This is a genomic window from Rickettsia endosymbiont of Ixodes pacificus, assembly GCF_000965155.1.
Taxonomy (GTDB): domain Bacteria; phylum Pseudomonadota; class Alphaproteobacteria; order Rickettsiales; family Rickettsiaceae; genus Rickettsia; species Rickettsia tamurae.
The window spans coordinates 579,399-604,117 of the sequence record NZ_LAOP01000001.1 but is presented as its reverse complement, the minus strand read 5'-3'; the positions used below and the strand labels follow the sequence as shown (position 1 = coordinate 604,117).

Below are 24,719 nucleotides of genomic sequence, written 5' to 3'. Positions count from 1 at the left end.
AAACGCATTCGGTGTCATACCGTGGCTTGACCACGGTATCCAGTCTTTATTTTTATTTTTTACTGGATCCCGCGATCAAGTCGCGGGATGACAGTGAGTGCCTCAATAATAATTAAGAAATATGAGCTATTTACTTTATAAATCAACCATTTTCTCTTAACTCCTTATACAATCTATAATACTCATCCTTATTCTTAAGTAATTGTGTGTGAGTACCCTGCTCACAAATCTCACCGTTTTTCATGACAATAATGTTATCAAGGTCGGTAATACTGCTTAAACGATGCGTAATAATTAAAGTGGTTTTTCCTTGGCGTAATTTCTTTAAAAATTCTAGAATTTTCTGTTCGGAAGCTTGGTCTAAGCTGCTTGTTGCTTCATCCCAAATTAAAATAGGTGCGTCTTTTAAGAAAGCCCTAGCAATAGATAAACGTTGACGCTGACCGCCTGAAAGAGTCGTCCCCTGCACTCCTATCTGCGTGTCGTAACCATTCGGCAGATGCATAATAAACTCATGAGCATCTGCATATTTCGCTGCTCTAATTATTTCTTCTCTTGTAGCGTTTTCCTGACCGTATGCTATATTTTCTGCAACGCTTGTATCAAATAAATGAGTATCTTGAGTAATTAAGGAAATCTGACCTCTAAGTGAAGTAAGCTTAATATCTTTAATATCATGATTATTAATTAAAATTCTTCCTTCATTTGGATCATAAAAACGCACTAATAAATTACTAAGCGACGTCTTACCGCTACCTGAACGCCCGACAAACGCAATCATTTTATGAGGCTCTAGCTTTAAATCTATATATTTTATAGCTATTTTACTCTCAAAACTTAAAGCCAGTTTTTCAAAAGTAATTTGTGGATTATATAAATCTACTTCTTTAGCATCTTTATGATCTTTAATAAGAGGTTCGGTATCCAAAATACTAAATACCCTCTTAGCTGCTGCTATTCCTTCTTGCAAATTAATATTTAACGATACCAAACTTTTAAACGGTCTATAAGCTGCAGCAAAGGCAGCTAAAAAAGCAAATAATGCACCGGGTGTTGTTTTACCCTCAAGGACTAAATTACCTCCGTACCATACCATCCCTCCGACTGCAAGACCGCTTAAACCCTCCATAATCGGTGAAACCACCGCATCTAGCTTAGATGTTTTTTTGTAGAACTCTAAAATATTATTAATAATCAACGATGCTCTATTACTTTCTATTTTTTCGCTTACAAAAGATTTAATAATCTTAATTGACTGAAATGTTTCATCAAGCCTAGAAGTATAATGCCCAAGCTCCTCTTGTGATTGTGAAAATATTTTTCTTATCTTTCTGCCCATCCTTTGCACCGGATAAACGGCCAAAGGGAAAACAAGAAAAACTACGCAAGATAATAGCGGTTCTAAATGAAACATCGTTATTATTAAACATGTTACAGTTAGAAAATGTTTAGCACATCCGACAAGTAAATTAGAAACAGCCCCACGCATCAAAGAAATATCATTAGTAAGACGAGATATTAAACGTCCTGAAGATTGGTTTTGAATAAAAGAAATATCGGTAAATAACAAATGCTCATACATTTTTATCTGTAAATCGTTTAGTACCCTCTGCCCAACAAATTTTATTAGGTAATTCTGATAGTACTCTGAAATTCCTTTTATGAAAAAAGTAGCAATCAGCACTATAGGCATTATTATAAGCATTTTCTTATCATGTGTTAAAAAAATCTTATCAATAATAGGTCTAACCGCATGTACAATCACTGCCGTACAAAGTGCTGCAATAACCATACAAAATATCGAAAAATATATTTTATTTGCGTAAGGTTTAACATGATCTTTTATCAGCCTCCTTATAACATCTGCGGCTGTATAATCATGATTCAAATTATTATTCATTCTCATTAAAAATATTAAATTGATGATGTGATTGATTCGGTATCGGCATTTTCAAATGCTCAAAAGCGGCAATCGTGATTACCCTACCTCTAGGAGTTCTTTGTAGTAAACCTATCTGTATAAGATAAGGCTCTATGGTTTCTTCAAGTGCGTCACGCTGTTCAGATAAGGCAGCGGCGATCGTTTCAATTCCGACAGGACCGCCGTTATAATTATCCGCTATGAATTTCAAATAACGATAATCATTGCTATCAAGTCCTATGCGATCAACTTCCAAACGATTTAACCCAAAATCAGAGATTTCTTTATCTACTCTTGATTTACCGTCAACTGCCGCAAAATCTCTTATACGACGAAGCAATCTTAATGCAATTCTTGGCGTTCCTCTACTTCTCTTAGCTATTTCTTCAGAACCCGAATCGGTCAAATCAATATCAAGTAGTTTACTTGCTCTATTTAAAACTTTCTTAAGCTCCTCGGTATTATAAAAATTTAGCCGCATAGGAATACCGAACCTATCACGCAAAGGATTACTAAGCAGCCCAAGGCGTGTGGTAGCCCCGATTAAGGTAAATTTCGGCAAGGTTATTTTCACTGACCTTGCGGCAGGTCCTTCACCGATAATTATATCAAGCTCAAAATCTTCCATAGCAGAATATAAAACCTCTTCAACCGCAGTATTTAAACGGTGGATTTCATCAATAAATAATACGTCGTTCTTTTCAAGATTAGTGAGAATAGCAGCAAGATCAGCCGCCTTAAGTATAGCAGGACCGGAAGTAGATTTGAAATTACCACCGATTTCATTAGAGATAATCTTAGCAAGCGTAGTCTTACCAAGACCGGGCGGACCGTAAAATAAAGTATGATCAAGATGTTCATTTCGAGATTTTGCAGCTTTAATAAATACCGAAAGATTTTCTTTAATCTGCTGTTGACCGACAAATTCTTGCAAATATGACGGTCTTATCGGCAATTCTTGATCATTTTCACTTTTTTCGGGTGATAATATATTAGTCATTAATTTAAATCGAATATAATGACTAATAATAGCGGAAAAATAGTTTTATGCTATAAATTATTTTAGACTTTTATATTAGCCCTCTTCACAGAAACTAGTTACCCTTCTCCAAGTTTATCTACGGTTTCAAAAAATTTTTCTGTATCAGTAACTCCTAAGTTTTTTAATTCTTCTTTAAGATAATTTTTATTTAATCCTTTATATACCTTTAAATAATGACCAAATATCTCATTTGATAATATCATATTAGGATTTTCATAATAATTTTTTAAAACTTCTGCTACATCTTTTAGAGTAAGATTATTTTCATCAGTTATTTCTGTAATTTGTGCATCTAATGCTTGTCTATCTTGAGATTTCATTCCTATCTTATAACCAAAATATTAATCCAATTAAGCTTTTATTCTCTTTTATAGCATCCGATTAGTATTTTTAACAAATGAGGATAAGGCAGGAACATTAACATTATCAAAAAATATCCCACTTATATCTAAATCGCTTATTTTTGTAGAACTATGAATAAAATTAATCCAAAACATTTAGGTTCTAATTTTGATGACTTTCTTGATAAAATTGGAATATTAGAAGAAGTTACGGCAATAGCTCATAAACGTATTCTTGCACAACAAATAAAGCAAATTATGGAACAAAAGCATATAACAAAATCAGAAATGGCGAAAAAAATGGAAACTAGTAGATCAGCTGTAGATAGACTCTTAAACCCTAATAATCCTAATGTCACCCTTGATACCTTAGACCGTGCTGCTATAGCTCTAGGAATGAAATTAAATATTTCCTTAAACTAATTTCAATCGATATTTCTAAAAATTAGCATTTCGATTTTTTAGGGCTGTTTTGATTAACTGATCAATAGAGATTTCGGGATTTTGGGTAACGATACTTTGAACGGCGTTTTGAGCTTCAAATCTAGAAAAGCCTAGATTTACTAGAGCTTTTATTACTTCATTGCTTGCGACGAGTGTAATATTCTTAATATTTAAGCTATCTTTAATAATAGTTGAGCCGCTTGATATTTTCGCTACTTTACCTTTCAGCTCTAACACTATACGCTCAGCAAGTTTAGCTCCCACTCCGGATATTGCTTTAAATATATTTTTATCTTCATTATTTATAGCAATTTGAATATCCGAAGGTGTAAGGCTTGATAAGATAGATAAAGCCATTCTTGTACCGATACCGTTTACTGATTGCAGCAAATTAAAAAAACTCTTCTCTTCTAGAGTCAGAAAACCGTAAAGATGAATATGTTCCTCTCTAACATGGGTTTCTATAAATAGTTTATAAAACTCCCCTTCAGCAAGTTTACCTAAAGTTTTACCCGAAGCATAAACAAGATACCCTACCCCGTTTACGTCAATTATAACATAATCATCGCCTTGGGAATCAACTTTACCGCTTAATTTACCAATCATATATTTACTTTTTCTTTTTACTATATATTAAAATTAGTGTCGGTAAAGCGGTAATAATTGCTGCTAAGATGTAATGAATAACAAGCGGTCTATCCATCATATGACACTGCCCATCATTAGGAATAGTTTGAGCCAAAACCATATAAGCAACTATTATCATCACTACTATATATAGACCGGTAAAAAACAAATATTTTATAAAATTTTTCATGTTAATCCTTTTTTTGTCATCCCGTGGCTTGACCACGGGGTGACAATGACACGTTGTAACCGTATAACAACTACACAAACTTGTAATAAGTCTGATTCTTATCACCTTTGCTTATTAAAAATTTATGCTCTAAACCATATAACAAATCTCTACTAGCCGTTGCCGTAGAAATATTTTTATGTACATTAATATAATCTTTTCTAGAAAACCATTTATCTATTAAATTAACCTTAGCAAATTCCATTCTAGATAAAGGCGTATTTGCCTCATATGTAATATTATTACTATATAATCTTAATGCTGCAACTATTTTATCAAACATAAACTCGATAAATAACGTCGATTCACCAAGCTTATCACACCTGCGTAAAACACTATAATACTCACTTTGATTATTCCTTATCAAACTTTCAACGGAAATATATTCAAAAACTTTATTAGTTTGCATTAGTAATAATTGTTGCCATAACCTACCGATTCCCGTCTGAAAAAGGATGGATAAATTCAAACTCCTAATGAAATATACAAGCCTTAATTATTCCGGAAACATTCTTATCTTGTGTTATAAACTCAAATAAATCCTGCATTAATAAAGATACACGGCTTGCCGGAGGTGCATAATCTCCGTGTCTTTAAATATAGCGGCATTACCTTTACGCCACTTTCCATTATCTTCTACTAATCCTTGCATTAATATCTCATGTGCTTTTAATAATGATTCAAACGAAAAAGGATCAAACATGGTTAAATCATTATATAATTTTATAGCATTATTTACTTCTAAAATATCTTTTTCAGGTGCAAGTACACGCTTGCCGTTTATTATATCGGTTATCTGCTCTACACTTAAACTATTTCCTTCAATTGCTAAAGAAGAATGGATGGTTTTAATTTGATTATTTTTTCTAAGTTTTATAGGTTGAGAGTAAAGCTTGCTACCGGCTAAAATACCAAGCTCATAAGAAATATCTTGTGATAACTCCAAGATTTTATTAGTTATTTGAAAAGGCGGTTTACTATTCATTATATGATACTATCATTGTCTACGAAGAAATTTTTTCTATATCATTCCCATAGGGTATTAGCCTTGTTGCATGACTCCAAAATCGTCATTGCGAGCAGCCGTAGGCTGCGTCGTGGCAATCTCATGAAATAATAACAAACTCTCCTGAAATTGCTTCGTCAATTGCTATGCAATTTCCTCACAATGACGTATATCTCTTTATTTTACAATACACTCATTAGACTACCTATCTCAATATCTTCTATCACCCCACTTTTACGGTTTTTCAGCTCAACAATATTATCTGCTGCTTTTTTAGGACCGATTATAATTTGATAAGGTGAACCGATAAGATCGTGCGTAGCGAATTTACTGCCGGCACGTGCTTCGGTATCGTCATATAGTACTTCTATGTTTTGAGCAGATAGCTCTTTATAAGCTTTTGCCGCAAGCTCTACACATTTACTATCATGAATATTTAAATTAATTAGAGAAACTTTAAAAGGAGCAACGCTAGAAGGCCATATGATACCTTTCTCATCGCAATTTGCTTCTATGATAGCTGCAACTAACCTTGAAATGCCTATGCCGTAAGAACTCATTTCTACAGGAGTTAGTTTACCATGCTCGTCATTAATTAGAGCATTCATATTAACCGAATATTTTGAGCCGATATAAAAAATATGCCCCACTTCTATCCCTTTACTGCTAGTTATTTCTTGTTCAGATATAGGTAATTTATTTACGTCATGCTTTTCTTCAGCTGCCGCATACCAACTTTTAATTTCCTGTACATCGATATCAGGATTATCTTTTAATGTCTTAAATCTTTTATCGTAATAAATAGTACTTTCACCGGTTTCGGCGATTATATGAAACTCATGGCTTAAATTGCCGCCAATTGGACCGTTATCAGCAATAACAGGAATAGCAAACACGCCTAAATCCCGAAAAGTATTAATATAAGCCTGATACATTTGATTATAGGTCTTAACGGCATTTTCTTCATTTATATCAAAAGAATAAGCATCTTTCATAAGAAACTCCCGACCTCTCATAACGCCAAAACGGGGTCTAATCTCATCACGAAATTTCCATTGGATATGATAAAGATTTTTCGGCAAATCCTTATATGACTTAATATTATGACGAAAAATATCCGTAATCATATCTTCGTTAGTCGGACCGAATAGTAAAGTATTATCGTGGCGATCTTGAAATTTCAGCATTTCTTTACCGTAATTATCAAAACGTCCCGATTCCATCCATAAATGTGCCGGTTGAATGCAAGGCATTAGAACTTCCAAAGCTCCTGCTTTATTCATATTTAAGCGTACTATATTCTCGATATTCTTCAATAGTTTTAAGCCGAGCGGAAGCCATGTATAAATCCCTGCCGCTTGCTGCCTAATCATTCCGCTTCTAAGCATTAATTTATGCGAAGTTACCTGAGCTTCACTTGGCTCTTCTTTTAAAACAGGTAAAAAATATTTTGATAATAACATAGAATTTTTTTAGTTTAATATATTTTTCCGTCATTGCGAGGAAAAATTGAAAATTTTGACGAAGCAATCTCGTGCCAAAGTCCTGAGATTGCCACGCTCCTTTCAGTCGCTCGCAATGACGACCCGACTATCCAATCCATACAACGCCAGCAGGATGACAACAAAAACAATATTTTACCTTTTCGAGGTAAGGTTTAAAAACTCATGGCGATATTTCTGCTGCTCCGCAAATATACCTGTACAATGCATAGTGTTCATTACACTGTTATCTTGCATCACTCCGCGCATCGACATACAACTATGCAAGGCAGAAATCTTAACGGCAACGCCAAGCGGCTTTAAATTCTCCTGTACGCTTTCTGCTATTTGTACCGTCATTTTTTCTTGAATTTGTAGCCTTCTAGCAAAAATATTTACTATTCGTGCTAGCTTACTTATACCAATAATACAATTATCAGGAATATAAGCTATATATACCGTACCATTAAAAGGTAACATATGATGTTCACAAAAAGAGGTAAATTTTATGCCTTCCAGCGAGATAAAGTCCTGAAAATTACAAGTATCGTAAAATTTGGTACTTAATATTTCAGCTATATCTTTTTCATAACCGGAAAATATCTCTTCATAGCTATTAATTACTCTCTCGGGAGTTTTAAGTAACCCTTCTCTATTAGGATCTTCACCAATGAATTTTAATAATGTTCTTACTGCTTCTTTAGCTTCTTCTCTAGTTGGTTTACTCATAGTTTTATACTTTTAAAAACATTACTTTAACACAAATATATACAAACATCAAGCCACCTACTATAGCAATAAGCCCTCCTCCGCCCATCATTCCCATTAATAGCTTAGCTGACATCGGCATTACGCTATTTGAGTCTTTCCGCATAACACCGTAACCACCGGCGAGTGCTAGTCCCAGTATGTGCAGAATCTGCCCGAATGTTAGGAGGTAGATTACAATGTCATCCCGCGGCTTGACCACGGGATCCAGCTTTTCTTTGTTTTTTTTTGGATCCCGTGGTCAAGCCGCGGGATGACATTGTTATTTTTAGACACTATAATACCCAAATAACTATACCCCATACAAGCAATGCTAATCCCTACTATAGACCCGTGATAATGAGCAGGGATTACTACATTTATACCTGAGATATTCATTGCTATAAGTCCGCCAAGTAGGAATAAAGTAATGGAGCAGAGTAAGATGGTTTTGATGATAGAATATGTCATGCCTGCGTAAGCAGGAATCCATTCTTTTTTTTCTGGATTCCCGCCTTCGCGGGAATGACATAATGGACGGGGATGACATAAAAATACCAACTCAAACCCCATACCGACCAAACATAAAACAGGAGCAAGACCGCCTAGATATTTCATATGATTTGTATAGAATTCTTTGAAGGCTCCATCGATAATGTCATAAGACGCATGACCGAATATAGCAATAATGCCGAAAATAAAATTTAAATAAAGTAAGAAAAGATAGAATTTTTGAAATTTCAATTCTCTAGCTATTAACTCTCTAAATAAACTAACCCAAATAAATATTAATATTTGAGTATATATAAATTGTAGTAAATGACCTCCGCTCCAAAAAAGTAATTCATAATAAAATTCTATCTCGATAGGAATAATTTGGATAATGTTTTGCAAACCATTATAAGACCATCCAAAACAAACAAAGCTTAAAATAAACATTATAATAGTCGATAATACGGTAAAATTAACTAGACTATTTAAGTTCATCCAATCGAAGAAATATAAAATATTTATAGCATATAATAGTAGCGTAACGCCAAATAAGCTTAACCCCAAAATAAATACGATATTTTCAAGCATCGGTATATAATTATTCATCACCGGATTATGCCCTGCTATTGGGGAGATGGCTATAAGTATCGTGCTTAGGAAAGCAAGTTTGCACAGTATGTCATTCCCGCGAAAGCGGGAATCCAGAAAAAATATACTGGATCCCCGCTTTCGCGGGAATGACATAGACCAAACACTAGCCGTAACGGACAACAACCAAACTAATACCGATAAATTAACATGAATAATTAAAGCAGATTTGAAAATATGAGGATTTGGAAAAAAGCTTGATAATTGCGGGATACGTAATACCACCAAAATAATTGAATATAAACCTGCAAACCCCAAGGATAAAATACCAAGCTTAAGCCAAGAGATAGTTAAGCTATTATTTTGTGATTGATTGGTAGAATTCATAACTACAGGTAAATATTAAATATAATCTACAAATAGCTCACGGTATTTAAATAAGCAATATTTTTTTATTTGCTTTAGAAGTTAACATACGATATTAATAAGTCAATCAAGAGTTAATAGTTAGACATGACTAACAACCCACGCATCGGTATAGGCGCTATAGTTTTTAATAGCAAAATGAGATTTTACTAGGCAAGCGTATTGGTTCTCACGGTGAATCTAGTTATGCTCCTGCCGGTGGACATTTAGAATTTGGAGAAACAAATCTAATCATTGAAAACCCACAATTTATAGCGGTGACTAACAATTTTTTTGAAAAAGAGCAAAAGCATTATGTCTCGATTTTTCTTAAAGCTCATTGTTTAAATGAACATGAATTACAAAATCTTGAACCTGACAAGGTAGAAAGTTGGCAGTGGTTTGCTCTTGATAACTTAACTGATAATCTTTTTCTACCTCTAAAAAGACTAATTGAGAAAAAATGTTATTTATATAAAGAAATTATTGATTAACCCAATTTATCTAATTTATCTAATTTTAAATATCCGGATGCGTATTTGTGTAAAACACTAGAAATAAGAGTTTGATAAGGCATCCCCTCCTGTGCTGCAATTCTTTTTATATGATTTAAATCGTATAACGGCAATCTAATATTAATTCTTTCCGATTTTTTAAAAAAATTAGCTGCTGCGATTTTAGCTATATTTTTTTGGTTCTCTAGTTCTTTTCCAGGTAACTCTAAAAGTTCACCTTTTTCAAAATAATCTAATATTTCTTGTTCTTCTTCAGTCAATTTGTATTTTTTCACAATCTAAACCTTAGTTTGACAATATAATCCTAACTTAGCAATATTAATAAATGATCACCTTATTTAAATTATGATAATACAGATTTTGTTGTTGCGGTGGATTTAGTGGTGGGTTTGAGAAGACTTGAACTTCCGACCTCACGCTTATCAGGCGTGTGCTCTAACCAGCTGAGCTACAAACCCACAATATAGAGATGTGGTGAGCTCGCCGGGATTCGAACCCGGGACCCTTTGATTAAAAGTCAAATGCTCTACCGACTGAGCTACGAGCTCTTAAATATATTTATGCTTTTTCTGTGTGTCATCCCGTGGTCAAGCCACGGGATGACATCTAAGTATAAAATATATTCAAAAATTATGTTTTACTTTATCGCCAAAAAAGGCTAATTTGTCAACAATTATTTTTTAATTTAAATATAGGCAGTTTATGCAGCATCAGGACGTGGCTATAATTATCCCCTCAAGGCTAAGTTCAACTAGGCTTAAACAAAAACCTTTACAGCTTATCGGCTCTATAACTTTAATCGAGCGGGTATTCAAACAAGTAAATCAGGCTAACCTTGAGCATATATACGTTGCAACCGATTCGGAAGAGATAGCAAAAATTATTAAAAAAGTCGGAGGGAAAGTAATATTTACCGATAGCAATATCCCTACCGGCACTGATCGTACTTATGAAGCTTTTAAATTAATTCCAAATAATCAAAATATTAATTACATAGTTAATGTACAGGGAGATATACCTTTCATTGAACCTAGCTCTATTTTGAAAATTATAGAATATTTAAAAAACAGCGAATACGATATTGTTACACCGGTAGTAAAAGTAGATAGGGAATCAGTGGAAGCTAGTAGTAATGTTACCGTAGCGGTTGACTCAGCGGGAAAAGCATTGTATTTTTCGCGTAGTCTTATTCCAAACGGTGCAGAAGAATTTTTATATCATGTAGGCATGTATGGTTTTCGCAAAAACGCTTTAGAAAAATTTGTATCTCTTAAGCCAACTTTTTTAGAAAAAACAGAACGTTTAGAACAATTACGTGTCCTTGAAAACGGTATGACTATAGGTACATGTTTAGTTGAGAATGTTCCTATTTCCGTAGATACGGAAGAAGACTTAAAAAAAACAGTAAAATTTTACGAAAATATTAGTAAACTAGGTTTATAATAAATAATGGTACGTTTCATTTTTGTTACCGGCGGCGTTGTTTCATCACTCGGTAAAGGTCTAACGGCAGCATCTCTTGCTATGCTATTACAAGCGAAAGGATTTAAAGTTTGCGTACGAAAACTAGACCCTTATCTTAACGTCGACCTTGGGACTATGAATCCTCACGAACACGGGGAAGTATATGTAACGGATGACGGAGCAGAAACCGATCTAGATCTTGGCCATTATGAACGTTTTACCGGAGTTTCCTCGTGCAAGTTTGATAGCATCACGACAGGAGCGATATACTCAAAATTACTTAAAGATGAACGTTTAGGAAATTACACCGGCGTTACCGTTCAAATCATCCCGCATGTTACGAATATAATAAAAGATTTTATACTTTCAAACACCAAGGGTTTTGATTTTATTATTTGTGAAATAGGCGGTACAGTCGATGATATTGAAGGTCTACCGTTTTTTGAAGCTATAAGGCAAATCGGTAACAAATTAAAAAGCGAAAATTGTTTATTTATTCATTTAACATTATTATCTTATGTTAAAACCGCCCGTGAATTAAAAACAAAGCCTACCCAACACTCAGTTAAAGAATTACGTGCTATAGGTATTTCACCTAATATACTAGTCTGTCGTGCAAAACGTAATATTTCAAAAAGCGAAATAGATAAAATAGCTTTATTTTGTAATATAGAATCTGAATATGTTATTCCGGCAATAGATCAAAAAAATATATATTTAGTACCGATTGCGTATCATAATTCAGGTCTTGACAATAAAGTATTAAAATTTTTTAATATTAATGTCGTGCCGTCCAAATTAGATAAATGGCATGATATAATTGGTAGGCTAAAAGATTCTAATTCAAAAGTAAGAAACGCTATAATAGCTAAAAAAGATGCTTATAAATCAGTAATCGAGGCACTTGATCATGCAGGTATTTATTACAAATACAAAATTGACTTAGTATGGATAAATGCTGAAAATCTAACTGAAGAGAATATTAATAAAAAATTATTAGATATAGACGGGATTTTAGTACCGGGCGGATTTGGAAAACGGGCAACTGAAGGAAAAATTATAGCAATAAAATATGCCCGTACTAATAACATACCTTTTTTTGGAATATGTTTCGGTATGCAACTTGCGACAATCGAAATAGCTCAGAATTTAATCGGTATTAAAGATGCAGTAACGGAAGAATTTAAAGTAGACGGTACAAAAATTATTGAGAAAATAAATAAAAACCGTGAAGACTCAAAAATAACAATTGAAAATGTAAAAAAGACTATGAGGCTTGGCTCTTATCCTTGTAGTTTGGTCGCAAGTACCATTGCAGCTAATGCTTATAAAAGCCTTGAAATAAATGAGAGACATCGTCATAGATATAAATTTAATAATGAATTTCAAAATATTTTTGAAAAAAACGGAGTAGTATTTAGCGGTTTTTCAAAAGATGAAGAGATTGTAGAAATAATTGAACTACCGGCACTTCGTTGGTTTGTAGGAGTACAATTTCATCCAGAATTTAAATCTAAACCTTTTGAAGCTTATCCTTTATTTATTGAATTTGTTAAGGCTGCAATTGAGTATAATAAATGTAATTAACAAAAATATATGAGACTATTTTAAAAAATCTTGATATAGTTTTTATTATAGTCTAGGTTGCATAAAAAATAATATAGCCGGACAGTTTTTGAAAAGCGTTTGATGTCATTCCCGCTTTCGCGGGAATGACATATAAAGCTCTAAGCCTTGCAAAAACATAACATTTTTAAAAACTATTCGGTACTAAAAAAATAAGCTCATAGTAAACCAATGGATGCCGTGGATTCTAACTTCACAATTTGGAATAAAACCAGAAACAGTAAATTTAGGCATATAGTATGGCCGATTAGATCGTATGAATTAACTAAATTCATCCCGATGGCTTTACTAATGTTTTTTATTCTACTTAATCAAAACTTAGTTCGTAGTATTAAAGATAGTTTTGTTGTTACCTTAATTAGCTCGGAAGTATTGAGTTTTATCAAACTTTGGGGCGAAATGCCGATGGGAATTTTATTTGTTATCCTTTATTCTAAACTCTGTAATATTATGACAACAGAGCAGGTTTTTAGGATAATTACCGGTACTTTTTTATTTTTCTTCGCAATTTTTGGTTTTATTTTATTTCCGTACAGAGAGTTTTTTCATCCCGATCCCGAATTAGTTAAACATTATATAACCCTTCTTCCCCATTTAAAGTGGTTTTTAATAATCTGGGGACAATGGAGCTTGGTATTGTTTTATATTATGGGCGAATTATGGCCGGTTATAGTTTTTACTCTTTTATATTGGCAGCTTGCGAATAAAATTACTAAAGTCGAAGAAGCACCGAGATTTTACTCATTTTTTACTTTATTTGGACAAACTAATTTACTCATCTCAGGAACCGTAATTATTTATTTTGCTAAGAGCGAGCATTTCTTATTACCTTTATTTTCTCATCTAAACGATACAAATGAAATCCTTTTAAAGTCTTTTATTACGGTTATTTTAATATCCGGATTAATTTGTCTAGCTCTTCATAAATTTATTGATAAATCAGTCGTAGAAGCTGACAAAAATATTAAATTTAAAAATCAAAGAACGGATATATTAAAATTAAGCTTGGTCGAAAGTGCAAAAGTAATATTGACTTCTAGATATCTCGGTTTTATTTGTCTTCTTGTAATGTCTTATTCTATGAGTATTAGCCTAATAGAAGGATTATGGATGTCAAAAGTAAAACAACTCTATCCTGCTACAAAGGATTTTATATCCTATCACGGTGAAGTGTTTTTTTGGACGGGAGTACTCACGTTAGTTAGTGCGTTTTTAGGAAGTAGTTTAATTAGAATATGCGGCTGGTTTTGGGGAGCTATTATAACACCGATTATGATGTTTGGAGCAGGTGTTATGTTCTTTTCATTCACGGTTTTTGAAAATCATCTAGGAAATATCGTAAATACTCTCGGCTATAGTTCGCCGCTTGTCGTTATAGTTTTTATCGGCGGACTTTGGCATATACTTTCCAAATCCGTAAAATATTCACTTTTTGATGCTACTAAAGAAATGGTATATATTCCGCTCGATAGTGAAATGAAGACCAAAGGTAAAGCTGCCGTTGATGTTATGGGTACTAAAATCGGTAAATCAATAGGTGCTATTATTCAATTCATATCCTTTAGTATTTTCCCGAACGCCGTACATAACGACATAGCCGGCTTATTGATGTTTAGCTTTGTAATCGTATGTCTATTATGGCTATATGGCGTGAAAGTTTTATCAAAATATTATAATAAGATGATACAACGTTGATAAGGGTATCCATTCCTGCGAAGGCTTGCTTGCGTTGATACCTAATCGTCATGAGCTACGCAGCCGTAGGCTGCGTGACAATCCAGTAAAAAATAAAAAGATGCTAAAGATTAGCATTTTTAAACTGGATTGCTTCGTCAAAATTTTCAATTTTTCCTCGCAATGACGGGAAAACCAATCCACGCAGGAATGACATCAAACCATACAACAAGGCCGGCTTGACCACTAGTGACAATCGTGAAATCGATCCACGTAATAGTTGATCAAACTAATGTATTTTGAGCATCCTCTCCTATTAATCCTTGATCAAGCAAATCAAAAGCCTCATCCAAGCACTTATATACTGCATTTTCTTGAGCTACTTCCGAATAATCTTCGATTAACCCTAGATTTTGACAAGTAATAACAAGTTTAGCTTTTAAACCATCACTCTCTTGATTTTCAATATAATCTAATATTATTTTTGAAACAGCTTGGCTGCTATCCTTTGCTTTTTCATATTTATTTTTTAAGCTCTGTAATCTGTCAACATATACTCTTAACGTCTCTACTTCTTTACTTTGATGTATTAAACCCTTTGTTTTTTCAATTCGTTTTATTAACCGCTCTGCCTCTTCATGCGGTTCTTTACATTGTCTTACTAAATTTGCTTTTGTAAAATTAGTATTAGCATTATTATGCATTAATAGTGAAAGAATAATTTTGTTTTCTACTGAGTTACGACCACAGTAATGTAATACTTCACCCATCTGTTTATAGTCATTCACCGTAGCACCATATTCAAGTAACATTTTGGCTTTTTTAAAATTACCTGTAACCTCTAAAGCTGTTTTATCATTCTCATCTCGTATATTAGGATCAATACCTTTTTGAAGTAACTTTTTAAGATCTGCTAAGTCAGTTATATAATGTAGGGTACTTTTGTTTTCTGGGCTATCTACCGCATCAAAGCTTACATCTTTACTGTTCTTGCTATTAAGACTATTGTTAATACTAACGCATAAATCGTGAAACACATCTGGAACGGTTTTACATTCTTTTGTATTACTCCCCTTTCCCACACAAGATTTAATAATATTTATCAACTTAGAAATTTTAGGCATAGTTATTTTATTAAAATTCCATGTTTCATGGTATTTTCAACTCGGCATTATATTAATCTATTTTAATCAAAGTCAATGTGAATGGTTAATTCATAAAAATTAACCAATTAACAATATAATTTAAAAATTCTTTTTTCTTGAATGTATTTGTAATATAGTAATAGGCATATTTAATATTTGTAGAGGGAGTAATGAAAAAAAATCCAAAAATCTCATTAATAGGTAGCGGTAACATAGGTGGTACGCTTGCTCACTTAATTAGCCTTAGAGAACTCGGCGATATCGTGTTATTTGATGTGGCTGAAGGAGTACCGCAAGGAAAAGCATTGGATCTCATGCAAGCCGGTACAATAGCCGAGTCTGATATCAAAATAAAAGGCACAAACGACTATAAAGATATTGAAGGATCTGATACCATAATTATTACTGCCGGTTTACCAAGAAAACCAGGGATGAGTAGAGACGATTTAATTAGCATTAACACCGGTATTATGAAAACGGTTGCAGAGAATGTTAAAAAATACGCTCCTGATGCCTTTGTAATAGTAATTACCAATCCACTTGATGTTATGGTATATGTCATGCTTAAAGAAAGCAGGCTACCTCATAATAAAGTAATAGGTATGGCAGGCATACTTGACTCATCAAGATTTAATCTTTTTCTTGCTGAAGAATTTAAAGTATCGGTTAGCAATGTTAATAGCACGGTTCTCGGCGGTCATGGTGATGCAATGGTACCTCTTGCAAGATATTCTACAATATCAGGCGTACCGATACCTGACTTGATAAAAATGGGCTTATCAAGTAATGAGCGTATTGAAAAAATAATTGATCGTACTAAAAACGGCGGCGGTGAGATTGTTGCATTACTTAAAACAGGTTCTGCTTATTATGCTCCCGCAGCCTCAGCAATAGAAATGCTTGAAGCATATTTAAAAGATAAACGTCAAATTCTAACTTGTACCTCTTATTTACAAGGTGAGTACGGCGTACATGATTTATATGTCGGAGTACCTATTATTATCGGTAAAGAAGGTGTTCTAAAAGTAATAGAACTACAGTTAACTACAGAGGAAAAAGCACTATTTGATAAATCAGTCGAGGGAGTTAAAAAACTCATTGAGACGATAAAATAAATGATAAAATTATATTATTGAAGCACAAATGCAACAATATTTAAAATATTGAATTAATACTAATTATTTAGTGTTGTTAATTTAACATAAATGGTATTACATTTTGGTTTATTTTTATTAATAGAGGGAAATTATGAAACATAAGAATGAATTAGACCGGCTAATAAGAAATCTTTATTTAATAAAAAATACTATATTTAAATAATATTTTAGAAACAGATAAACTAGCTATAACACGTACAACTAATTTTATAGAAGCTCTAATAAATAAAATAGACCCTAGAAAACCGGGATCGTATGTTTCTCAGCAACAAACTAACTTTAAAGTAGCAAATGATAAAAATATACAGGGTGCTAGTAAAGAAATTTATCTAAAAAACCTACCTATTAGTATTGGTAAAGTTGAAGGCTTTAAGGAAGACAGAAAAGGTAGAAAAGCAAAGGCTCAACTTGATGTCCTAATATCCCCTTCAGATTTTTCAGAATTATTAAGACTAAGTAATTCATTACCAGTCACTAATGAGCAAGGACTAGAAATAAAGGACAATATTAATCTATTGCAATTGATGGAAGAAGTTGTTCAGAAAGTAGGGAAAAGAGCTTAAATATACAACAAGATAAAAAAGTACTTGCCTCACAAGAAAATGAACAAGCTATAACACACGGTCAACAAAAAGTAGAACTTAGCCTTAAAGAAGAGATAATAAAGTTAAGGGAAGCAGTTCAAGAAACAATCAAAAATCCAACTAATAATGAAGAATTTAATAAGACATCAAAAGAAATTTTAGATTTGATTAATAATATCAACTCTCATCAACCATCTAGATTACAGGCAGCTAGAAATAAAATCCTGAGTAGTGGAGGAAGCCCTAATACTAAAAATACAAAAATAGAGGAATTTTTTCTTGAACAACATGAATGGGATAAATTTCAAGAATTAAGAGAAAGATTACAAAAAATAAAAGAGCCTAGAGAAAAATTAGATGAAATGAAAAATTTTTATGATGTGATTAATTCATTAGATAAAAATATCATTCTAGGAGTAATGCAAGAGAAACAAAAAGTGCAACAAGCTTCCAATCAAAAAGCACAAGAGATTATAAGAAGTAAATTTTTATACCTTGATAATGCCGGGAATTTTTCAGATGGTTTACAAAATTTATTTGAGAAGTTAAAAAATAAAGAAAAGACAGAGGAAAAAGAACTTATAGAAGCTTCTAAAAATATACTCAGCAAAAGTATATCAGTAAATAAAAATTACTTTCGTAATACTAATAATTCAAGCGAATTAGATTTACAATATAAGATGTTGTTAATAGATCATGCAGATAATATCTCACAAAATATAAAGGAGGCTCTAGTCTTATATGCCGGAAGTAATAACAATAACAAGATTGATATATTATCTGAAGAATTAGCAAATAAATTTAAAAATATATCAAATTTAAATACAGCAAAAGATAAGTTAACGGCGACAAAAGAACTACAAAAATCTATCCAACAAAAAGAAGTAAACAATGAAAGACTTACTCAAGAAGAAATAAGATAATATTTATAAGACACTAGGTATATTTGAAGAAATTAAGGAATATGAAAAGAGCGAAAATTCACGTGATCCTCGCTTGTTAAATAAAAATTACTATAAGCTAACTGATCCGCGTCAGGAGCATAGAAGCGATAATATCGCTTTAGAGTGGGATGACACCGGAATGCTGCCTCCTTCCCAAAATAGTGCCGTTTTAGATAAATTAAAAGAAGCAGTAGATGATTATATATCTGAGCTACAAAATAAAAAGCTATCTAAAGACACATCCCCAAAACACGTTAATATCGACAATGTATTACCTAAAATACGTAACTTGTTTAATGATGAATTAGCTAAAGATACGCCTCCAAAGCAGGTTGAGACAATAACTCATCTAATGCAGGAAGCAATACCGACTCCTCCTGCTCTTTCCTGGAATACTCATCCTATATTCGGTGATACAATAAAGTTCTTAAAGAGATTTAAAGAAGAGATCGATAAATTTCCACAAGATTATACTAAAGCCTCTACCATACCTCTATATTTAAGTAATGTTAATAGAAATTTAGGAAGAAGTGAATTTTTAGCAAGTATGGTATCGACTTCCCAAAAAGATGAGAGAATTAACAATATATTAGATAAGCTTCAAAAAATTTCTACTAATTGTAGTAAGATAAGTAATAGTGATGATAAGTTTAATAAAGAGATTAAAGAATCTTTTGTAGAAATTAATACCATATTAAAAAATATAATAGAATAAAGGACCTGAAATAGAATATTTAAATTCCAATATAGAAAAAGTTCAAAAGAATTTATCTAGTTTAGAATCTTTTACTTATGAATTATCTAAAAATACATCTCCGAAACATACCAAGCAATCAACCCAAGAGCAACCTAAAATATCTACAGGAGCAGTTACCGGTATAAAAGATAGAATAGCAAAATTTGAAGCAGACTCTGACAGCAAAATCAAAAAATACTGGACAGAAGAAAAGAAACAGACTGTAGAAAAACAACATGAAAATACTCAATCTGACTATAAACCCCTAAGAAAAATTTTGAATTTGAAAATCGAGGTAAAGAAATTAAAGAGAATAGCACCAAAAATTTAATAAACAAATTTGAAAAAGGCTTTGATAGTAAAATAACAAGATACTGGACATCACCTGAGGAATGGGATAAATGGGAGGAAGAAAAACAGAAAGGTACAGGGAAAGAGAATAAACTAATAAGACCTCGTACAAAATTTGCAATAGAACATTCTAAACATACTCAATCTAAAGAGCCTATATATCATCCAACTCCTAAAAAATTGAATATTAACGAAATAACTCACGATTTAAAGCTAAAAGGCAATACAAAAAGCTTAAAAGACAAATTTGAAAACTTAGCAAAAGAAGCGAAGCAAATTGGGACACAAGCACAGCAAAGCTCCAAATCTTCAAGTAGTCCTAGCATAAAACCTACAGGTCGCAGTAAAGACGGAAGAAATATCTAAGGCAATTGATGTTATTTCTATGTATATTTTAAGTTGTTTTTTGGATCCCGTGGTCAAGCCACGGGATGACAACGAGTGCGTTTTCCGATCCACACAACAAGCCTTTTTACGAGGATGACATCCTACGTAAAACCAACACTGTACTCATTAATATTATAAGCAAAAATATGAAAAAGTTTAAAGTTAGAGATAGTGACTTAAAATTTTGCCACAACAACATACTAAAGAAAGGAGTAGTTGAGGATAGAATAATACCTCCAAAAGAATGTGATAGACTATAAAGCCTCATTTTAACATTAGTCTTAAATAAGGATTGAACAATAATTTGTAGCGGTACTGCATAAAATGCTGCAAGCCCTATTAATATAACGGGACAGAGAATATTAAATATTTGTTTGTATAACATTATTTGCATTCCTAAAGCAACAATAATGCTGGCAAATAAAGCCCATGCAATCTGTCTTAAAGGGTTTATTTTATCGGCAAGCAGCCCTGCAAAAACGGCTGATATTCCATAGGTAGTAGTAAGAGCTATATTCATAAATCTTATTTCAGGATGATTTATAAAAGCTATTTTTGTTAAAAAAACTCCTAAGAAAATTACTAAAAAGTGGTATACTCCTCCAATAGCACCGTTTACTAATAATGCTATTATAAAGGATAGTTTATTATCTTTTATAATTTGCCGAGCGTCATTTAGAAAGCTTAATACAAGCGAATTTTGCGGCATTCGTCTGTGTTCACGTACTTTTGTACGCTCCGCAGACTCTTCCTTAAATTCATCTTGTCTAAACCTTTCTAAATTTAGCTCTATAGTACTTTTATAATATAAAAATTCGCTACTTTCTTTAAAAAAATTTCTCATCAAAATAGCAAATAAACCAAATATTGCACCGATAAAGAAATTAAAACGCCATAAATATTGGATATCGGAATTACTAGCGTAATAATAAGCTATAGCCGCAAATAATGCTCCTATTTGGCTACAACATGAAACTATTCCTATATTTAAATTTTTCCGATTATTTCCTGTTTTTTCAGCTACATAAACCTTTATTCCGTCAACTTCCCCGGCAAGGCTTGCTAAAAAAACCATTCGACATAATGTTAGTATTACCGTAGCAAAAATACCTATTATCTCAAAGGAAGGAGTAATAGCAATTAATCCGGTAGAAATGCTACTCATGAACATTGATATCTTGATAGATTTAGTACGCCCGTATTTATCTCCGATAAATCCAAAAATTAAAGACCCTAAAGGTCGCACTATAACGGCTGCACTAAGAATGGCAAAAAAACCGAGTAGTTGTTTATCCTGCTCTATATTAGGTAAGAAATTTTGTGCAATAATACTAGCCGATAAACCGAATAGAGCATAATCATAATAACGGATAATCGTTGTAAAAAATGCAACTAAAAAAGCTGAATTAGACATATAATATTTTCTTTTGGTGACAACTATGATACCAACTATTTAGGCTGTCTGAAAGAAAATTAATTTAATCTATTTTTACTCTTTTTGTCTGCAAATTATAAGATTTTTTTGAAATATGAATAACTATTCCAACAAAAATCTTATTAATTTTCGCTAAAAAATAAAATTAAAGAATTTCAAGCATTAGTAAAATCTAGAAATAAATATAACATATCATTAGTTGACTCTTTAATTGAATCAAGAAGAAAGGAATTTAATAATGAATATTGCCTAAACATGGTTGCTTTGTAGGACATCTTAACCATTCTTAAGTTATTCTTGTAAAGGTGCTGTTGCGTGGATTAATTCCACTCCTGTCACCCCGTGACTTGACCACGGTATGACACCGAACTTATTTTTCGATTCATGCAGCAAGTTATATTCCTCTTCCTGTAGGTTCTATTTTCTTTCTTTGTACCGCTATAGCTTTTGCTAGTTCTTCTTTATGATTATCTCCTCCTTGAGGCATTTGTTTACCAATATCCTTTGCCTCTTTTTTTATAGTCTTTGGAATTGATATAGGTGGTGACGGAGGCGATGGGGGGATAGGAATACTGCTTCCAGGCATTGGAGGCGGCATCGGTATAGTACCGCTAGGCATAGTTGTAGTATTTTTTGAAGATTGATTAACTGTAAAACTCTACACGGGCTGTTGAAAAAGTTATAAAAAGAAGTAGAAAAGAGTTAATCTAAGGAATAAGCTGTATTTTTATGCTTAAATGAAGGTGTAAAGATGCAGGGTTATAAGCTTGATCAAAGTGTGAGATGTAATAGCCTTAGCTTAAGGCACATGATACCTAATGATCATTTATTAGTGAGGATTCATGAAGCTAAAGAATTAGAGTTTTCTTTTATCTATGAAATAACTAAGAATCGTTATTGTGCTAATTACGGACGTCCATCAATTGATCCTGTATTATTTTTTAGGATGCAAATAATAAGTTACTTATATGGTATAAAGTCAAATAGACGATTATGTAAAGAAATTCAGTTAAATATAGCATATAGGTGGTTTTGTGGTTTAAGTTTAGAGGATAAAGTACCGGATCATTCATCATTAAGTAGGATAAGAGATAGATTTGGGGTAGAACTATTTCAAGAAATATTTATAAGCTTGATTAAGCAATGGTATGAACTAGATATTATAAAAGGAGAAACAATTATTTCAGATGCCTCTTTAGTTGAATCTAATGCCTCTATGAATAGCCTAATATTAAGAAAAGATCAAGGTGATTCACAAAAGAGAGAATTAAAAAAATATGAACGTCGTTATCATGATTTCCGAGAAGGGAAAAAAGTAAGGAAAATATCTAATCAAACTCATGTCAGTAGGACAGATCCTGATTGTAGTCTTGTATCAAGAACTAATGGTTATAAAAAGCTATGTTATAAGACCCACTACTCAATTGATTCAGATTCACGTATTATAATAGATTGTTATGTAAGTACAGGATCACAACATGAGTGTATTGTACTTCCAAGTAGAGTTTGGAATATATTAAATAATTTTTCTTTTAGAGTAAAAGAATGGATAGCAGACAAAGGTTATGGTAGAGGTCCAACCTATGGATATTTTAAATTACTTGGAATTACAACTTATATACCTTTACATGTAGATAATCTTGGTGAAGGAAAAATAAGTAGGGGGGAATTTCAATATGATAGAGAACAGGATAGATATAAGTGTCCACAGGGACATTATCTTTATCCGTATGATAAATTAGATAAAAAACAAATAAAACGTTATCGTATTACAGGAGGGCATTGTAAAAATTGCTCTCTAAAATCAGGTTGTATTTCTGATAATTATAGTAATAGAGGACGATTTATTTATCGTAATCCTTATCAGGATGAAATAGATGAGGTAAAGGTCAGACAGAATAGAATTGATTTTAAGAAAAAACTAATTGAGAGAAAGTGGAAAATAGAAGGTCTATTTGGTGAAGCTAAGGAGAATCATGGTTTACGAGGAGCAAAATTTAGAAGTGTACAGAAAACACAGATTCAAATACTGATGATTGCGATAGTACAAAATTTTAAACGGATACTTAAAATTATTTTTTGGTTTTTTTATCTACTGCTATTAAAGATAAAAAAATATTAAAGTATTTGCAACCTTGTTGATTTTTTCAACAGCCCGTACACTTGATCTGACAGGTAGAGATTGATTAAGCAGCAAAAGTGCTGTCAGATAAGTAAGAATTAATAGACTTATCTTGAGCAATTTTAATGCTATCCTTGAAAGTTTGCATAGGAGTTTTTCCATAACAGAACTTTCCAGAATGCGGTCTAGTATTGTTATATTTGTTTAAATATTGATCTAAGTCAATCTGTAAATCCTCTAATGAGCTATAAATCTTTTTACGGAAAGCTATATCATAAAATTCATCTTTTAAAGTTCTATGTAATCTTTCGCATATTCCATTAGTTTGAGGAGAACGTGCCTTAGTTTTAGTATGATCAATATTTTCTATAGCCAAATATAACTCAAAAGCATGATGTTCTACCTTACCACAATATTCCGTTCCTCTATCTGTAAGGATTCTCAGTAGTGGTACATCATGATTATTAAAGAAAGGTATTACCTTATCATTTAAAATATCAGCGGATGTTATTGCAGATTTATCAGTATAGAGTTTGCAAATAGCCACTCTAGAATAAGTGTCAATAAAGGTTTGTTGGTATATTCTACCTACTCCTTTCATATTACCGACATAATAGGTGTCTTGTGCACCAAGATAACCGGGATGCTGAGTATCAATTTCTCCATGAGCCTCTTTAATTTGTTTTGCTTTTTTTAAAGCAGATATCTGCTCTTCTGTCAGTAAGATACCGTCCTGTGCAGATTTAGCTTCTAAAGCTTTGAGTCGTTTCTTTAGAGTTTCAAGATCGTTGCGTAGCCAGATAGAACGTACACCACTGGATGACACTATAATACCTTGCTTTATTAGTGCTTGGCTCGCACGAAGCTGACCAAGAGCAGGATTCTCTATAGCAAGATTTATTACTGCTTGTTCTATATGTTCTGATACACGATTCTTTACTATAGGTTTCTTACGACTCATATCCACAAGAGCCGCTTCTCCGCCCATCTCATATAGTTCCTTGAAACGGTAAAAGCTATCTCTTGAATAGCCCATTACTTTACACGCAGTACTAACACTACCTAGTTGTTTTGCAAGTTCTAATAATCCTAATTTAGGTTTGATTATTTTTTGATCATAATTTGACATATTGTTCCTATTAATTGAGTTTTATATTTAGTTCGTGGATATGATAGATAACTCCTTAGTTATCTACATACCCACAAACTCGTCTAATTTCAATCTTAATATGTCAGATCAAATCTGAAGGTTTACA

The 24,719-nt window shown here is 32.6% G+C and carries 22 protein-coding genes, 2 tRNA genes and 5 pseudogenes; 11 read left to right on the top strand and 18 right to left on the bottom strand.

Annotated features, from left to right (window positions below):
• Positions 1-142: 142 nt before the first annotated feature.
• The 3 genes and pseudogenes from REIP_RS03300 to REIP_RS03290 form a co-directional block, all read right to left on the bottom strand.
• The gene (locus REIP_RS03300; RefSeq protein WP_410525688.1) at positions 143-1,906 is read right to left on the bottom strand and encodes an ABC transporter ATP-binding protein; all 1,764 of its coding nucleotides are present in this window, start codon (positions 1,904-1,906) and stop codon (positions 143-145) included.
• A complete protein-coding gene (gene ruvB / locus REIP_RS03295) occupies positions 1,893-2,921 on the bottom strand; it encodes a Holliday junction branch migration DNA helicase RuvB (RefSeq protein ID WP_008579764.1) in 1,029 nt (342 codons plus the stop codon). Before ruvB ends, REIP_RS03300 begins: the two co-directional genes overlap by 14 nt.
• A gap of 75 nt (positions 2,922-2,996) precedes the next feature.
• Positions 2,997-3,283, bottom strand: a pseudogene (locus REIP_RS03290) (hypothetical protein).
• A gap of 153 nt (positions 3,284-3,436) precedes the next feature.
• Here REIP_RS03290 and REIP_RS03285 point away from each other — a divergent pair.
• Entirely contained in the window at positions 3,437-3,727 is a 291-nt protein-coding gene (locus REIP_RS03285) for a helix-turn-helix domain-containing protein (protein WP_045803823.1), read from the top strand.
• A 15-nt stretch (positions 3,728-3,742) separates the two neighbouring features.
• Here REIP_RS03285 and ruvA read toward each other — a convergent pair whose 3' ends face one another.
• The 7 genes and pseudogenes from ruvA to REIP_RS12350 all read right to left on the bottom strand — a co-directional run.
• A complete protein-coding gene (gene ruvA, locus REIP_RS03280; RefSeq protein ID WP_045803822.1) occupies positions 3,743-4,354 on the bottom strand; it encodes a Holliday junction branch migration protein RuvA in 612 nt (203 codons plus the stop codon).
• A gap of 4 nt (positions 4,355-4,358) precedes the next feature.
• Positions 4,359-4,565 (bottom strand): hypothetical protein, encoded by a 207-nt coding sequence (locus tag REIP_RS03275; protein ID WP_023508262.1) that lies wholly within the window; start codon positions 4,563-4,565, stop codon positions 4,359-4,361.
• Between the two features lie 70 nt (positions 4,566-4,635).
• Positions 4,636-5,589 (bottom strand): annotated as a pseudogene (locus REIP_RS03270) (Fic family protein).
• Positions 5,590-5,792: 203 nt separating this feature from the next.
• Complete coding sequence (gene proS, locus REIP_RS03265; RefSeq protein WP_045803821.1) at positions 5,793-7,073, bottom strand: proline--tRNA ligase; 1,281 nt, start codon at positions 7,071-7,073, stop codon at positions 5,793-5,795.
• A gap of 174 nt (positions 7,074-7,247) precedes the next feature.
• The gene (folE, locus tag REIP_RS03260; protein WP_023508265.1) at positions 7,248-7,820 is read right to left on the bottom strand and encodes a GTP cyclohydrolase I FolE; all 573 of its coding nucleotides are present in this window, start codon (positions 7,818-7,820) and stop codon (positions 7,248-7,250) included.
• A 4-nt stretch (positions 7,821-7,824) separates the two neighbouring features.
• Positions 7,825-7,965: a hypothetical protein gene (locus REIP_RS13615; protein ID WP_156147407.1), complete on the bottom strand. Its 141-nt coding sequence runs from the start codon at positions 7,963-7,965 to the stop codon at positions 7,825-7,827.
• A gap of 173 nt (positions 7,966-8,138) precedes the next feature.
• Positions 8,139-9,305: pseudogene (locus REIP_RS12350) on the bottom strand (hypothetical protein); the annotation flags it as partial.
• 126 nt (positions 9,306-9,431) lie between these two features.
• Here REIP_RS12350 and REIP_RS08470 point away from each other — a divergent pair.
• A pseudogene (locus REIP_RS08470) lies at positions 9,432-9,718 on the top strand (nucleotide triphosphate diphosphatase NUDT15); the annotation flags it as partial.
• Positions 9,719-9,813: 95 nt separating this feature from the next.
• Here REIP_RS08470 and REIP_RS03245 read toward each other — a convergent pair.
• From REIP_RS03245 to REIP_RS03235, 3 genes are all read right to left on the bottom strand, one after another.
• The gene (locus REIP_RS03245; RefSeq protein WP_045803819.1) at positions 9,814-10,113 is read right to left on the bottom strand and encodes a CopG family antitoxin; all 300 of its coding nucleotides are present in this window, start codon (positions 10,111-10,113) and stop codon (positions 9,814-9,816) included.
• Between the two features lie 106 nt (positions 10,114-10,219).
• Positions 10,220-10,296 (bottom strand) — tRNA-Ile (locus REIP_RS03240).
• A 14-nt stretch (positions 10,297-10,310) separates the two neighbouring features.
• Positions 10,311-10,386: transfer RNA gene (locus tag REIP_RS03235), tRNA-Lys, on the bottom strand.
• A 154-nt stretch (positions 10,387-10,540) separates the two neighbouring features.
• Between REIP_RS03235 and REIP_RS03230 the strand changes: the two genes are divergently transcribed.
• The 3 genes from REIP_RS03230 to tlc2 all read left to right on the top strand — a co-directional run bounded on the left by REIP_RS03230 (position 10,541) and on the right by tlc2 (position 14,623).
• A complete protein-coding gene (locus tag REIP_RS03230; protein WP_045803818.1) occupies positions 10,541-11,281 on the top strand; it encodes a 3-deoxy-manno-octulosonate cytidylyltransferase in 741 nt (246 codons plus the stop codon).
• A 6-nt stretch (positions 11,282-11,287) separates the two neighbouring features.
• Positions 11,288-12,889 (top strand): CTP synthase, encoded by a 1,602-nt coding sequence (locus tag REIP_RS03225; RefSeq protein ID WP_045803817.1) that lies wholly within the window; start codon positions 11,288-11,290, stop codon positions 12,887-12,889.
• A 210-nt stretch (positions 12,890-13,099) separates the two neighbouring features.
• On the top strand, positions 13,100-14,623 hold the full coding sequence (tlc2, locus tag REIP_RS03220) for a nucleotide exchange transporter Tlc2 (protein WP_045803816.1): 1,524 nt from the start codon (positions 13,100-13,102) through the stop codon (positions 14,621-14,623).
• 263 nt (positions 14,624-14,886) lie between these two features.
• Here tlc2 and REIP_RS12345 read toward each other — a convergent pair whose 3' ends face one another.
• Positions 14,887-15,726 (bottom strand): hypothetical protein, encoded by an 840-nt coding sequence (locus tag REIP_RS12345; RefSeq protein ID WP_231569203.1) that lies wholly within the window; start codon positions 15,724-15,726, stop codon positions 14,887-14,889.
• A 191-nt stretch (positions 15,727-15,917) separates the two neighbouring features.
• Here REIP_RS12345 and mdh point away from each other — a divergent pair, with 191 nt between their 5' ends.
• From mdh to REIP_RS03180, 5 genes and pseudogenes are all read left to right on the top strand, one after another.
• A complete protein-coding gene (gene mdh / locus REIP_RS03200) occupies positions 15,918-16,862 on the top strand; it encodes a malate dehydrogenase (RefSeq protein WP_045803815.1) in 945 nt (314 codons plus the stop codon).
• A gap of 790 nt (positions 16,863-17,652) precedes the next feature.
• The gene (locus tag REIP_RS12340; RefSeq protein ID WP_231569202.1) at positions 17,653-18,411 is read left to right on the top strand and encodes a hypothetical protein; all 759 of its coding nucleotides are present in this window, start codon (positions 17,653-17,655) and stop codon (positions 18,409-18,411) included.
• A gap of 73 nt (positions 18,412-18,484) precedes the next feature.
• Entirely contained in the window at positions 18,485-19,147 is a 663-nt protein-coding gene (locus REIP_RS12335; RefSeq protein WP_231569201.1) for a hypothetical protein, read from the top strand.
• Positions 19,148-19,178: 31 nt separating this feature from the next.
• Positions 19,179-19,555: pseudogene (locus REIP_RS13370) on the top strand (hypothetical protein); the annotation flags it as partial.
• 144 nt (positions 19,556-19,699) lie between these two features.
• The gene (locus REIP_RS03180) at positions 19,700-19,885 is read left to right on the top strand and encodes a hypothetical protein (protein WP_008579429.1); all 186 of its coding nucleotides are present in this window, start codon (positions 19,700-19,702) and stop codon (positions 19,883-19,885) included.
• Here REIP_RS03180 and REIP_RS12330 read toward each other — a convergent pair.
• From REIP_RS12330 to REIP_RS03170, 3 genes are all read right to left on the bottom strand, one after another.
• Entirely contained in the window at positions 19,829-19,978 is a 150-nt protein-coding gene (locus REIP_RS12330) for a hypothetical protein (RefSeq protein ID WP_231569352.1), read from the bottom strand. The genes REIP_RS03180 and REIP_RS12330 overlap by 57 nt on opposite strands.
• A gap of 13 nt (positions 19,979-19,991) precedes the next feature.
• On the bottom strand, positions 19,992-21,320 hold the full coding sequence (locus tag REIP_RS03175; protein WP_045803814.1) for an MFS transporter: 1,329 nt from the start codon (positions 21,318-21,320) through the stop codon (positions 19,992-19,994).
• 415 nt (positions 21,321-21,735) lie between these two features.
• Positions 21,736-21,960, bottom strand: a complete 225-nt coding sequence (locus tag REIP_RS03170; RefSeq protein ID WP_045803813.1) for a hypothetical protein — start codon at positions 21,958-21,960, stop codon at positions 21,736-21,738.
• 189 nt (positions 21,961-22,149) lie between these two features.
• Here REIP_RS03170 and REIP_RS03165 point away from each other — a divergent pair, with 189 nt between their 5' ends.
• Complete coding sequence (locus tag REIP_RS03165; RefSeq protein WP_172686766.1) at positions 22,150-23,463, top strand: transposase; 1,314 nt, start codon at positions 22,150-22,152, stop codon at positions 23,461-23,463.
• 64 nt (positions 23,464-23,527) lie between these two features.
• On the opposite strand, the gene REIP_RS03160 is transcribed toward REIP_RS03165, so the two are convergent.
• Positions 23,528-24,592 (bottom strand): IS481 family transposase, encoded by a 1,065-nt coding sequence (locus tag REIP_RS03160; protein WP_045803566.1) that lies wholly within the window; start codon positions 24,590-24,592, stop codon positions 23,528-23,530.
• Between the last annotated feature and the right edge of the window lie 127 nt (positions 24,593-24,719).